11 protein-coding genes and 1 tRNA gene are annotated in these 12986 nt (G+C 70.5%); 5 read left to right on the forward strand and 7 right to left on the reverse strand.

Translation table 11 applies throughout. From position 1 onward, the window contains the following. Nucleotides 1-217: 217 nt before the first annotated feature. Together ACIODU_RS29955 and ACIODU_RS29960 are read left to right on the forward strand one after the other, a co-directional pair. Nucleotides 218-1606 carry a pyridoxal phosphate-dependent decarboxylase family protein gene (locus ACIODU_RS29955; protein ID WP_401771587.1) on the forward strand — a complete coding sequence of 463 codons (1389 nt, stop codon included), beginning with the start codon at nt 218-220 and terminating at the stop codon, nt 1604-1606. Continuing rightward, nucleotides 1603-3012 carry a lysine N(6)-hydroxylase/L-ornithine N(5)-oxygenase family protein gene (locus tag ACIODU_RS29960; RefSeq protein ID WP_401771526.1) on the forward strand — a complete coding sequence of 470 codons (1410 nt, stop codon included), beginning with the start codon at nt 1603-1605 and terminating at the stop codon, nt 3010-3012. Before ACIODU_RS29955 ends, ACIODU_RS29960 begins: the two co-directional genes overlap by 4 nt. An 83-nt stretch (nt 3013-3095) precedes the next feature. Here the strand turns inward: ACIODU_RS29960 and ACIODU_RS29965 are convergent, their stop codons facing one another. Continuing rightward, entirely contained in the window at nt 3096-4907 is a 1812-nt protein-coding gene (locus tag ACIODU_RS29965) for a 5'-nucleotidase C-terminal domain-containing protein (RefSeq protein WP_356424491.1), read from the reverse strand. 137 nt (nt 4908-5044) lie between these two features. On the opposite strand from ACIODU_RS29965, the gene ACIODU_RS29970 reads away from it, so the two are divergent. After that, nucleotides 5045-5797, forward strand: coding sequence for an SIMPL domain-containing protein (locus tag ACIODU_RS29970; protein ID WP_356424489.1), 753 nt, complete (start codon nt 5045-5047; stop codon nt 5795-5797). A gap of 16 nt (nt 5798-5813) precedes the next feature. Then, nucleotides 5814-7247 (forward strand): pyruvate kinase, encoded by a 1434-nt coding sequence (gene pyk / locus ACIODU_RS29975; RefSeq protein ID WP_401771530.1) that lies wholly within the window; start codon nt 5814-5816, stop codon nt 7245-7247. A gap of 8 nt (nt 7248-7255) precedes the next feature. On the opposite strand, the gene ACIODU_RS29980 is transcribed toward pyk, so the two are convergent. Together ACIODU_RS29980 and ACIODU_RS29985 are read right to left on the reverse strand one after the other, a co-directional pair. Further along, nucleotides 7256-7444 carry a hypothetical protein gene (locus ACIODU_RS29980; RefSeq protein ID WP_401771533.1) on the reverse strand — a complete coding sequence of 63 codons (189 nt, stop codon included), beginning with the start codon at nt 7442-7444 and terminating at the stop codon, nt 7256-7258. A gap of 270 nt (nt 7445-7714) precedes the next feature. Beyond that, nucleotides 7715-7798, reverse strand: a tRNA-Leu gene (locus ACIODU_RS29985). Between the two features lie 104 nt (nt 7799-7902). Here ACIODU_RS29985 and ACIODU_RS29990 point away from each other — a divergent pair. Further along, nucleotides 7903-8562 carry a response regulator gene (locus ACIODU_RS29990; protein ID WP_161308085.1) on the forward strand — a complete coding sequence of 220 codons (660 nt, stop codon included), beginning with the start codon at nt 7903-7905 and terminating at the stop codon, nt 8560-8562. A gap of 84 nt (nt 8563-8646) precedes the next feature. On the opposite strand, the gene ACIODU_RS29995 is transcribed toward ACIODU_RS29990, so the two are convergent. From ACIODU_RS29995 to ACIODU_RS30010, 4 genes are read right to left on the reverse strand one after another with little or no spacing between them, the layout of a single operon-like run. Beyond that, nucleotides 8647-9363: an ABC transporter ATP-binding protein gene (locus ACIODU_RS29995; RefSeq protein ID WP_161308084.1), complete on the reverse strand. Its 717-nt coding sequence runs from the start codon at nt 9361-9363 to the stop codon at nt 8647-8649. Next, complete coding sequence (locus tag ACIODU_RS30000; RefSeq protein WP_356424482.1) at nt 9363-10208, reverse strand: ABC transporter ATP-binding protein; 846 nt, start codon at nt 10206-10208, stop codon at nt 9363-9365. The genes ACIODU_RS29995 and ACIODU_RS30000 overlap by 1 nt, the downstream gene beginning before the upstream one ends. A gap of 3 nt (nt 10209-10211) precedes the next feature. After that, entirely contained in the window at nt 10212-12038 is a 1827-nt protein-coding gene (locus ACIODU_RS30005; RefSeq protein WP_401771537.1) for a branched-chain amino acid ABC transporter permease, read from the reverse strand. A 5-nt stretch (nt 12039-12043) separates the two neighbouring features. Then, entirely contained in the window at nt 12044-12973 is a 930-nt protein-coding gene (locus tag ACIODU_RS30010; protein WP_356424476.1) for a branched-chain amino acid ABC transporter permease, read from the reverse strand. Nucleotides 12974-12986: the final 13 nt, after the last annotated feature.

Consider the following 12986-nt stretch of genomic DNA (forward strand, 5'->3'; position numbering starts at 1 on the left):
CGGCCCCTACAGCGCGCCGAAAATCTCCACCACCCCCCCCGCCCCCGCCGTTTCGGGGGCGCCTCCCGGGGGGGGGGTTCCCCCCGCCCCGTCCGCCGGACGGTCCAAGGCAACCCCACCCCGGCCGATACTCCTTACGGGTTCCGCTCGTTGTGCTCCACGGGCACGCACGACCACCGAACCTGAAGGACCCCCTATGCGCACGCCACCCCCCGGCATCACCCTCCCGCCCCTGGCAGGTGGCGAACACGGGTCCGACGCGCTGCGGCCCCTCCTCGCCACCGTTCTGGACGCCCTCCACGACGGCGCCGCCGAACGCGGCGGCCCCTTGCCCGCCGGCGGGCCCGGGCGCGTCGCCGGACGGCTCCGTACCGCCGCCGAACCCGTCCTCCCCGAGACCGGCGCGGGGCCGGGTGAGGCCCTTCGTACCCTCGTCCACGCCCTCTCCCTGGGCGCCGCGGACCCCGCCCACCCCCACTGCGCCGCCCACCTGCACACCCCGCCGCTCGCGCTCGCCGTCGCCGCCGACCTCGCCGCGTCCGCCCTCAACCAGTCCATGGACTCGTGGGACCAGGCCCCCGCCGCCTCCGCCCTCGAAGCGCTCGTCACCCGCGCCCTCGCCGACGAGGTCTACCCCGGCCCGCGTACGGCCGACACCGCCCCCGACGCGATCCTCACCACCGGCGGCACCGAGTCCAACCACCTCGCCCTGCTCCTCGCCCGGGAGCGGCACGGCCCCACCCTCCAGGTCGTCTGCGGCGCCCACACCCACCACTCCGTCCACCGCGCCGCCTGGCTCCTCGGCCTGCCCCGCCCCGTCACGATCCCCACCCCCGCGGGCATCCTCGACCCCGCCGCGCTGGACGCGGTCCTCAGCGCCCTGCGCGGCCCCCTCCTCGTCACCGCCACCGCGGGCACCACCGACACCGGCCGGATCGACCCCCTGACCGCCCTCGCCGACGTCTGCGACACCCACGGCGCCGCCCTCCACACCGACGCCTCCTACGGCGGGCCGCTCCTCTTCAGCCCCACCCACCGCCCCCTGCTCGACGGGCTCCACCGCGCCCACAGCGTCACCCTCGACCTCCACAAACTCGGCTGGCAGCCCATCGCCGCCGGCCTCCTCGCCGTCCCCCGTACCGGCGACCTGGCCCCCCTGGCCCACACCGCCGACTACCTCAACGCCGACGACGACACCGAGGCCGGCCTCCCCGACCTCCTCGGCCGCTCCCTGCGCACCACCCGCCGCCCCGACGTCCTCAAGATCGCCGTCACCCTCAAGGCACTCGGCCGCGCCGGACTCGCCGCGCTCGTCGACCGCGTCCTCGCCTCCGCCCGGCTCCTCGCCGACCTGGTCGAGGACCGGCCGGGCCTGGAGCTGTACGAACGGCCCACCCTGACCACCGTGTTGTTCCGGCCCGCCGGCGCCCCCGACCACGCCGTCGCCGCCACCCGCCGCACTCTCCTCACCGAAGGCACCGCCGTCCTCGGCCGCGCCCGCGCCGACGACCGCCTCTGGTTCAAGGCCACCCTGCTCAACCCCCACGCCACCCCCGGCGACCTCGACACCCTGCTCCGACTCGTGGAAGGCGGCACCCGCCGATGACCGACCGGCCCAACGATCTGGACGACCCCCACGACCTGGTGGGCATCGGCATCGGCCCGTTCAACCTCTCCCTCGCCGCGCTCGCCGACGGCGTCCACGGCGGCCTCGCCGCCACCTTCTACGACCAGAGCCAGTCCTTCCGGTGGCACCCCGGCCTGCTCATCGACGGCACCACCCTCCAAGTCCCCTTCCTGGCCGACCTGGTGACCCTCGCCGACCCCGCCAGCCCCTGGTCCTTCCTCAGCTACCTCAGGGCCCGCGACCGGCTCTTCCCCTTCTACGTGGCCGAGCGCTTCCACATCCAGCGCGCCGAGTACGACGCGTACTGCCGCTGGGTCAGCGAACAACTCCCCGGGCTCCACTTCGGACATCAGGTCGACGCCGTCCGCTGGAACCACGAACGCGCCCTGTTCGAGGTCGACTTCACCCAGCTCGACCGGGACGGCGAGGTCGAGGCCCTCGGCCGCGCATACACCCGCAATGTCGTCCTCGGCATCGGCACTGAGCCCTACGTGCCCGAACCGCTCAAACCCCTCGCCGAGGCCCCCGCCGTCCCCGTCATCCACTCCGCCGACTACCTCGACCACCGCGAACGCCTGCTCGCCGCCGGGCACATCACCGTCATCGGCTCGGGCCAGTCCGGCGCGGAGATCTTCCTGGACCTGCTGCGCGCCCGCCCCGCCGGCGCCGAGAAACTCCACTGGCTCGCCCGTACCGAGGCGTTCGCCCCCATGGAGTACTCCAAGCTCGGCCTGGAACAGTTCACCCCGGACTACACCCAGTACTTCCACGCCCTGCCCGAGCAGGTACGCGACGACCTCGTACCCCGCCAGTGGCAGCTCCACAAGGGCATCGGCGCCGACACCATCGCCGCCATCCACGACGAGCTGTACCGGCGCACCCTCCACGGCGGCTGGCCCGACGCCGTCCTCACCCCCGGCGTCTCCGTCCGTACGGCGGGCCGCGTCGCCACCACCAAGGTCGAACTCCACCTGGAACACGGCCAGCAGGGCACCCGCACCCGCCTCACCACCGACGCCGTGGTCCTCGCCACCGGCTACCGCGAACGCCCCTACGACCGGATCCTCGCCGGCCTCGACCCGTACCTGCGCCGCGACAGCTCCGAGCGCCCGCGCGTCGACGCACACCACCGGCTCGTCCTGGACCGCAGCGTCACCGGCTCCGTCTACGTACAGAACGCGGAACGCCACACCCACGGCGTCGGAGCCCCCGACCTCGGACTCGCCGCGTGGCGCGGCGCCACCATCCTCAACCACCTCACCGGCACCGAGCCCTACCCGCTGCCCCGGCGCACCGCTTTCACCAGCTTCGGCCTCGACGGGCGGGACCGGACCCGCTCGGTGCCCGCACCGAGGGGTCTGGTCCCGCTGACCGAGGTCCGCTGAGACAGCGGCGGGACGGCGCCCGGACGACCGGTCGCCCGGAAGTCCGGTTGCCCGGAAAGGCGATTGCCCGGAAGACCGGCCGCCTAGAAGACCGGCACGCCGTCCCGCGTCAGCTTCCAGTCCACCGAAGCGAACGACGACGGATCGACCGTGCCCGCCGCGCGCACCCACTCGATGATCGTGTTACGGATCTCGTTCGAGTTGGCCCACAGCTGCTGGGCGGCGGCCACGTGCGGGAAGTTCCCGCCGCCGCTCGCCCGGTAGTTGTTCACCGCCAGCACGAACTTCGCCGCCGGGTCCAGCGCCGCCCCGGCGAACCGGAGATTCACGATCCGCGAGCCCACCGGCTTCGCGATGTCGATCTCGTACGTCAGCCCCGACACCGCGTCGTAGTTGTAGTCCGGGGTGTTGGCGGCGTTCGTCAGCTTCGAGGTGTCCACCACCGCGCCGGCCGCCGTCTGGACGTAGTACTTCGCGGAGAACTCCAGGTACTCCTTGATCTGAGCACCCGTCAGGAGGCGTGCCTCCATGGTGTTCTCGAACGGGTAGAGACCCGCCGCGTCCTTGATGGTCACAGGACCGGCCGGGATCGCCGCCGTACGGGAGAAGCACGACGCCTGCGACAGCACCGGCAGCGCCGCCCACTCGCCGCCCGCCAGGGCCGCCTTCACCGTCTCCGTCTGCACGTGGTTGATCAGATCGATGATCGGCTCGTCCTTCCACGGCGCCTCCACCGTGGACATCGCCGCGACCGACGTACCGATCACCTGGTTGACGTACGCCACCACCTTGCGGTGCTCGTCCGCGAGCATGCCGGTGATCTTCCGGTCCTCCGCCACCGTGTTGGAGTTGAGGACCTTCGACGTGACCCGCTCCACCGTCCAGCAGCCGCGCTCGCGCACCAGCTCGACGTCGAAGAGCGTCAGCCGCTGGCCCCACCGCAGCGGCTCGGAGAGGACAACCTCCTTACCGGTCTTCTTGTTGACGACCCGGCGCTCCGCGATCTCCTGGTGCGCGTGGCCCACCAGGATCGCGTCGATGCCCGGGACCTGCTCCGCCACCAGCGTCGCCGCGTTCTCCACGTACGGGACCTGGTCGCCGTACGACGACGAGCCGTCCGTACCCGAGTGCGCCGACACGATCACGACGTCCGCGCCCATGGAGCGCAGCTTCGGCACCCACTTCGCCGCCTGCTCCTCCAGCCCCGGGAACGTCATCTTGCCCTGGACGTTGGCCTTGTCCCAGATCGCGATCCCCGGGTTCGTCAGCCCGAGAATGGCCACCTTCACGTCGTCACCGGACGGCGTGCGCAGCTTCTTGATGACGTACGGCGCGAAGGCCGGCTTCAGCGTCCTCGCGTCCAGCGCGTTCGCCCCGAGCAGCGGGAAGTCGCACTGCTCCTCGAACTTCCGCAGCACCGGGATGCCGTAGTTGAACTCGTGGTTGCCGAGCGCCGCCGCGTCGTAGCCGATCGCGTTCATCGCCTGCGCCATCGGGTGCACCGGGCCGCGCTTCGCGGTGATCGGGTCGACCTTGGCGTAGTAGTACGACAGTTGGGTGCCCTGGATCGTGTCACCCGCGTCGATGAGCAGCGTGTTGCGGCGGCCCTTCTCCGCGCGGATCTGGTCCACCAGCGTGGAGATCTTGGCCAGGCCGACGTCGTTGTGGGCGGAGTCGTCGTACTCCTTGTCCGTGAAGTAGTCCCAGTTGAAGACGTTCCCGTGCAGGTCCGTCGTCCCCATCACGGTGAGCGAGTACCGCTTCGGGGGCCGGCCGTGACCGTGGCCGTGGCCCTTCCCGGTCGCCTCCGCCGGTATCGCCGCGCCGCCCACCAGCGCCACACCCGCCCCGGCGGCGGCCGAGCGCTCCAGGAACGTCCTTCTGTCCAGCGGCATTTCTTCTCCCTCGATCCGATGCACAACGTGTGCACAACGCGCGTAGATTCTGGCCCACGGGTGGGTGACCGCAACACCCCCGACGGGTTTCGATCAGATGACTGCGGCCTGTCGTACCCGGGTGCGACAGTGTCCGTATGACCGACGACGTTCGTACGACCGACGACGCACCCGCCTCCGCCGCCCCGCCCTACGGCACCCCCGAGACCCCGCGCGTCGCCGTCCGCGGCGAAGCGCTCCTCGAAGTCGACCCCGAGATCGCCCGGATCACCGTCACCGTCACCGCCCGCGGCACCGACCGGCGCGCCGCGCTGGACGACCTCACCCGCCGCAACGCGGACGTCGTCGCCCTCGTCAAGTCGTACGGCGACTCCGTCGAGAAGCTGGAGACCGGCTCCTTCTCCATCAGCCCCGAACTGACCCGGCACGGCCGGGGCGAACGGGTCCGCGCCTACCACGGCAGCGTGCACCTCACCGTCGAACTCGCCGACTTCACCGCCCTCGGCGAACTCACCACGCGCCTCGCCGACCACGACCTCACGCGCGTCGGCGGACCCTGGTGGTCGCTGCGCCCCGACTCGCCCGCCCACGGCGAGGCGCGCCGCCAGGCCGTACGGGAAGCCGTCCAGCGGGCCCGCGAGTACGCGGAGGCGCTCGGGGCGCGCCTCGCCGCGCTGGTCGAGCTGGCGGACCTGGGCGCGGAGAACGCGGGCGGGTACGCGCCGGCGCCCGGTTACGGCATGCAGCGGGCCGCGTACGCCGGGGCGGAATCCGACGACCAGCCTCCCGTACTGGATCTCGAACCCCAGCGGCAGACCGTCCACGCCCAGGTGAACGCGCGCTTCACGATGACGCCGCCGGACCTGTCCTCCGGCCCTACCGGACGGTAAGTCGTACGCTCGAACTATGCGCCGAGCGAAAATCGTCTGCACACTGGGACCCGCCACGGACACGTACGACCAGGTCAAAGCCCTGGTCGAGGCCGGGATGAACGTGGCGCGCCTCAACCTCAGCCACGGGACGTACGCGGAGCACGAGGAGCGTCTGCGGCACGTACGGAAAGCCGGCGACGAGACCGGCCGCAGTGTCGGCGTCCTCGCCGACCTCCAGGGGCCGAAGATCCGGCTGGGCACGTTCCGCGACGGACCCGTACTGCTGGAACGGGGCGACGAGTTCACCCTCACCACGGACCCCGTGGAGGGGGACCGGCATGTCTGCGGCACCACGTACGACGGACTGGCCGCGGACGTCGACTCCGGGGACCGCGTCCTCGTGGACGACGGCAAGGTGACCCTCGAAGTCACCTCCGTGGAAGGGCCCCGTGTCCACACCCTCGTCATCGAGGGGGGCGTGATCTCCGACCACAAGGGCATCAACCTCCCCGGTGTCGCCGTCTCCGTCCCCGCACTCTCCGCCAAGGACGCGGACGACCTGCGCTGGGCGCTGCGCACCGGCGCGGACATGATCGCGCTGTCGTTCGTACGGAGCGGGCAGGACGTCGGCGAGGTGCACCGGATCATGGACGAGGAGGGGCGCCGGCTGCCCGTCATCGCCAAGATCGAGAAGCCTCAGGCGGTCGAGGAGATCGACGGGATCGTCGCCGCGTTCGACGGGATCATGGTCGCCCGCGGTGACCTGGGCGTCGAGATGCCGCTGGAGCAGGTCCCGCTCGTGCAGAAACGCGCGATCACGCTGGCCAAGCGCAACGCCAAGCCCGTCATCGTCGCGACCCAGATGCTCGAATCGATGATCGAGAACTCCCGGCCCACCCGGGCCGAGGCCTCGGACGTCGCCAACGCGGTGATCGACGGCACGGACGCGGTGATGCTGTCCGGCGAGACGAGCGTGGGCGCGTATCCCGTCGAGACGGTCAAGACGATGTCCCGCATCGTGGAGGCGGCCGAGGAGGACCTCCTGTCGCGGGGCCTGGCCGACATCCCCGCCCACACGAAGCCCCGCACCCAGGGCGGCGCGGTGGCCCGCGCGGCGGCGGAACTGGGCGACTTCCTGGGCGCGAGGTTCCTGATCGCCTTCACGGAGTCCGGCGACACGGTGAAACGCCTCTCCCGCTACCGCTCCCCGATCCCCCTCCTGGCCTTCACCCCGGTCCCGGCGACCCAGGCCCAGCTGACCTTCACGTGGGGCGTGGAGGCGTTCCTGGCCCCGGAGGTCGACACGACGGACGAAATGGTCGCCCAGGTGGACGAACACCTGCTCCGCGTGGGCCGCTGCCAGAAGGGCGACCTGGTGGTCATCACAGCGGGCTCACCCCCCGGCCTGCCGGGCGCGACCAACCTGGTCCGCGTCCACCACGTGGGCGAGGACGACAGCCCGAAGTAGCCCGGGCCTCAGTACTTGGGCCCGATGTGGCGGTCCATCAGAGCGACGGACGCGCGCTTGGCCACGGATATGTTCTGCACGGTACGGGCCTGGTTGGCCGGCCTCCACTCGACGCCGACCGCGTCCAGGGTGTCGCCGAAGAGCCGCAGGATGTCGCCGGACGCGTTGGAGCGCCCTTCTTGTCGAATGGGGTACACGCGTGCGCCCGGCTGGCCGGGCGGTGATGGCCCGGCGGCACAGCTCCACGAGGCCGGGCCAGGCGTCGGCGCAGGCGATGCGGAGGTGGTGGCCGCCGTGTGGGTGTGGGCTGATGCAGCCGTCGCCCAGGTAGAGGCCCAGCAGGTAGGCGTACGCGCTCCGGTCGGAGCCGTGAAGGTTCATACCGACACTCTGTGTGATCACGCGTGGCGCTGAGTGCAAAAAAGTGGATGTTCACGAGAACGTGAACATCCACTTCTGTGGAGCGGTACCCGGTGTGGGATTCGAACCCACATGCCCAAAGGGCACGGCATTTTGAGTGCCGCGAGTCTGACCAGTTCCTCCAACCGGGCAAGCAAGGGGAGCTGGCAGGAAGTGTACCGGTTCACCGGATCCCGCCGCTGCTAGGTAGGCTCATCAGGAGCAGCAGCGCCGTGCCCCGTAACGAGGAGCCCCCGTGACCACCCCCGAGTCGCCCCAGCCCGACGATGACGACAAGTCGCACGTCCCGCCGCTGACGACGCGTGTCGTCATCGCCGAGGACGAGGCCCTGATCCGGCTCGACCTCAAGGAGATGCTCGAAGAAGAGGGGTACTCGGTCGTCGGTGAGGCCGGGGACGGGCAGACGGCCGTCGAGCTGGCGCGGGAGCACCGGCCCGATCTGGTGATCCTGGACGTGAAGATGCCCGTCCTGGACGGGATCTCCGCCGCCGAGAAGATCGCGGAGGAGTCCATCGCCCCCGTCCTCATGCTCACCGCCTTCTCGCAGCGCGACCTGGTCGAGCGGGCGCGGGACGCCGGGGCCATGGCGTACCTGGTGAAACCGTTCAGCAAGAGTGACGTCGTGCCGGCCATCGAGATGGCCGTGTCGCGCTTCACCGAGCTGCGCTCGCTGGAGGCGGAGGTCGCGGACCTCACCCAGCGGCTGGAGACCCGCAAGCTCGTGGACCGCGCGAAGAGCGTGTTGCAGACGCAGTACGGGCTGACCGAGCCCGCCGCCTTCCGGTGGATCCAGAAGACGTCGATGGACCGGCGGCTGTCGATGCAGCAGGTCGCCGAGGCAGTCATCCTGGACGCCGAGGAGAAGAAGGCCGCGAAGAGCAAGGGCGGCGAGTAGCCCCTCGGGGGGTGTGCGACACGGAGGAGGGCCCGGCGCTGGTCAGCAGCGCCGGGCCCTCCTCCGTATCCGTACGGACACGCCCTAGTCCTCGCCCAGGTACGCCTTCCGCACCGACTCGTCGTGCAGCAGGTCGCGTCCCGTGCCGGACAGGACGACCTTGCCGATCTCCATCACGTGCCCCTGGTCGGCGAGCGAGAGCGCGGCCTGCGCGTTCTGCTCGACCAGCAGGATCGTCGTGCCCTGGGCCTTCAGCTCGACGATCGTCGCCATGATCTTCTGCATCATGATGGGGGAGAGCCCCATGGAGGGCTCGTCCAGCATCAGCAGCTTCGGCTGGGACATCAGCGCACGCCCCATCGCGAGCATCTGCTGCTCGCCGCCGGACAGCGTGCCCGCCGCCTGCTTCCGCCGCTCGCCCAGGATGGGGAAGAGGTCGTAGGCGCGCTGGATGTCCTTGGCGATGCCGGCCCGGTCGTCCCGCAGGAACGCCCCGAGGCGCAGGTTGTCCTCGATCGACATGCGGGGGAAGATGTGCCGGCCCTCGGGGGAGTGCGCGAGTCCGAGGGCGACGATCTGGTGCGCCGGCACCTTCTTCAGCGACCTGCCGTTGAACCTGATCTGCCCGCCGACGGGCTTGAGCAGCCCGGAGAGGGTGCGCAGGGTCGTCGTCTTGCCGGCCCCGTTGGTGCCGATGAGGGTGACGACCTCGCCGGCCTCGACGCTGAACGAGATGCCCTTGACGGCCTCGATCTTGCCGTAGGCGACGCGCAGGTCCTCGACTTCGAGAAGTGCGGCCATCAGTCGTTCTCCTTGCTGGCGTCGCCCGGGTCGCCCTCGAAGGGCTCCCCGAGGTAGGCGGCGATGACTCGTTCGTCGCCCTGCACGGTCTCGCTGTCGCCCTCGACGAGCTTCTCGCCCTGGACGAGGACGGCGACGCGGTCGCACAGGTTGAAGATGAAGCGCATGTCGTGCTCGATGACGAGGACGGCGATGCCCATGTCCCGGATGGCGAAGACGAGTTCCTCGGTGGTCCTGGTCTCCTGCGGGTTCATGCCGGCCGTGGGCTCGTCCAGGAGCAGCAGGCCGGGTTCGCTCGCGAGGGCCCGGGCGATCTCCAGCTTGCGCTGTTCGCCGTAGGGCAGGTTGCGGGCGAGGTGTTCGGCCTTGGCCTCCAGGCCGATGAACTCCAGGAGTTCCATCGCGCGTGCCCGGGAGGCGGCTTCGGCCCGGTGGAAGCCGGGGCCGCGCAGGAGCGCGGACCAGAGGCCTTCCTTCGTACGGGTGTGGCGGCCGACGAGCACGTTCTCCAGGACGGTCATGTTGCCGAAGAGGCGGATGTTCTGGAACGTACGGGCGACGCCGGCCGCGGTCACCTTGAAGGACTTGGACGGCAGGACCGTGCCCTTGTAGCGGACCTCGCCCTCGGTGGGGATGTAGAGGCCGGTGAGGCAGTTGAAGAACGTGGTCTTGCCGGCGCCGTTGGGGCCGATGAGACCGACGATCTCGCCCTTGTTGACGGTGAGGTCGACGGAGCGTACGGCGGTGAGGCCGCCGAATCGCATGGTGACGCCGCGGGCGTCGAGGACCACGTCGCCGGGCGCGGTGGCCGGGGCGGTGTCCTTCGTCGTGGTGTCGGTGGTCATGGATCAGGCCCCTGTCTTGCTGAGGACTGCGGGCGCTTCGGCCGCTTCGTGGAATTCGAGCTGGCGGCGCCGGTTGGGGATGAGGCCTTCGGGACGGAAGCGCATCAGCAGGACGAGCGCGAGTCCGAAGGCGAGGAGCTGGTAGTCGCCGAGGAACTGGAGCTTGGCGGGGATCAGGTAGAGCAGCGAGGCGCCGACGAGGGGTCCGCTGATGGTCCCCATGCCGCCGAGGACGACGGCGGCGAGCAGGAACGCGGAGTTCGGCGGGACGACGTGCGCGAACTGGTACTGCTCGGGTGTCACCGTGTAGGTGACGTGTGCCTGGACGGTACCGGCGAGGCCGGCCAGCGTGGCGCCGAGGGCGAACGCGATGAGCTTGACCCGGAAGCCGTTGATGCCCATGGCGAGCGCCGCGGTCTCGTCCTCGCGGATGGCGACCCAGGCGCGGCCGATGCGGGAGTCTCCGCTGCGGCGGAAGACCACCACGACCACGAGGGTGATCAGCAGCATCAGGAAGAAGTAGTTCGCGAAGCGCCCGATGGTGACGCCGAAGACGTCGTGCGGGATGCCGAAGTCGAAGCCGAACATCTTGAGGTTCGGGATCGAGGAGATGCCGTTGGACCCGTTGGTGATGTCGGGGCCCGAGGTGCCGTCGAGGTTGTTGACGGTGATACGGAAGATCTCTCCGAAGCCGAGGGTGACGATGGCGAGGTAGTCACCGCGCAGGCGCAGGGTGGGGGCGCCGATGAGGACGCCGAACACCATGGACGCGGCCGCGCCGACGAGCACCGCCCCGAAGAAGGGGAGGTGGAGGTCGAAGGGGGACGACGGGGATCCGGACACCATGGCCGCGGCGTACGCGCCGACGCCGAGGAAGGCGACGTAACCGAGGTCGAGGAGACCGGCGAGTCCGACGACGATGTTCAGGCCCAGGGCGACGGTGGCGAAGATGAGGATGTAGACGCCGATGGTGGCGTACTGGTCGTCGGCCTGGGTGAACGGGAAGGCGGCCGCGGCGGCGAACGCACCCGCCATGGTGACGTTGCGGTGCCGGGAGGTGATGACCGAGATACGGGCCATGAGGCCGGACTTGGCCAGGGCCGCGAAGCCGAAGCCCGCCGTGATCAGGAACCCGATGAACAGTTCGTCGTACTCGGTGCCGATGCCGAACGTGAAGACGAACAGGCCGACGGCGAGTGCCGCGACGATGATCAGGATCTCCACGTAGGAGGGCAGCGGGCGGGCGGGCGCCGACGGGCCGGTGGCGAAGGCCGCCTTCCAGGTGTGGGCGGACGCGACGGCCCGGTGCTTGAACTTGTCCCACTCGTCGTCGTCCGGGTCCACCGGGTCGGGCGCGGGGCGCTCGAACGGCAGGGCCAGGGCGCCGACGACGGCGACCAGGGTCGCGACGGCCGCGACGAAGCCGCCCGGTTCGAGGTTGGCGAGGCCGCCGAGCTGGTAGCTGATCGCCAGCACGGTGTACCAGGCGGTGCCGAAGGCGGCGAGCGCCGCGAACTTGAGGGCGCTGTCGGCGCCGGCCGGGATGAGCCACCCGAGGCCCTTGACCCCGTAGGAGGCGAGGCCGAAGAGGGTGGTCAGCACGCCCGCGACGAGGACGAGCCACTGGAGGCCGCCGGGGTACCCGTAGACGGTGAGGTCGCCGGGGAAGGCGGAGGTCCAGGTCCAGGAGAGGAAGGCGGAGACGGCCGTGAGGGCACCGCCGCCGGTCGCCAGCGCCCGGGCCGGGCCGGCCGGGAGGCTTATGAGGCCGGACGGCGCGCCGGGCTCCGGCGTCCGCGGGGTTTCCGCTGTGGTGGTCTGTGTCGTCATCGGTGTCACGCCCTGTCCGCGACGCGCTCGCCGAGGAGGCCCTGTGGCCTGACGAGGAGCACGACGATGAGAAGTACGAAGGCCCACACGTCGGCCCAGGACTGGCCGCCGAGCTGCTGCATGCCGGGGATGTCGCTGATGTAGGCCGTGGCCATGGTCTCGGCGATGCCGAGGGCGAGACCGCCCAGCATCGCGCCGTAGATGTTGCCGATTCCGCCGAGGACCGCGGCCGTGAAGGCCTTGAGGCCGAGGATGAAGCCCATGCGGAAGTTGATCTCGCCGTACTTGAGGCCGTACGCGACGGCCCCGACGGCGGCGAAGGCGGCACCGAGGGCGAACGCGACCACGATGATGCGGTCGGTGTTGATGCCCATGAGCTTGGCCGTGTCCGGGTCCTGCGCGGTCGCCTGCATGCCGCGGCCGGTACGGGTCTTGGCCACGAAGTAGGCCAGGATGCCCATGCAGATCGGCGCGGCGATCAGCAGGAAGATGTCACCGGTCTGGATGGTGACGCTGCCCAGGTGGAAGGGACCGCCGGAGATCTCGGGGAACGTGCGGGACGACTTCGCCTCCGGGTACCAGGCCCAGACCGCCTGCTGGAGCGCGAGGGAGAGGCCGATGGCGGTGATGAGCGGGGCGAGACGGGGTGCGGTGCGCAGGGGCCGGTAGGCGAATCGTTCCGCTCCGACCGCGATCGTGGTGGCGATGACGATCGCCCCGATGATCATCAGCGGGAGGGCGATCCACATGGTCGTGCCCGTGGGGAGAATGAGCCAGACCGTCAGGGCTCCGAAGCCGCCGGTCATGAAGATCTCGCCATGGGCGAAGTTGATGAGCTGGACAATGCCATAAACCATCGTGTAGCCGATGGCGACGAGCCCGTACATGGATCCCAGTAGCAGGCCGTTGACCAGCTGTTGCGGCAGTTCGTGCACCGCAGGTCCTCCG

Source organism: Streptomyces sp. NPDC088261, assembly GCF_044740805.1.
GTDB lineage: Bacteria > Actinomycetota > Actinomycetes > Streptomycetales > Streptomycetaceae > Streptomyces.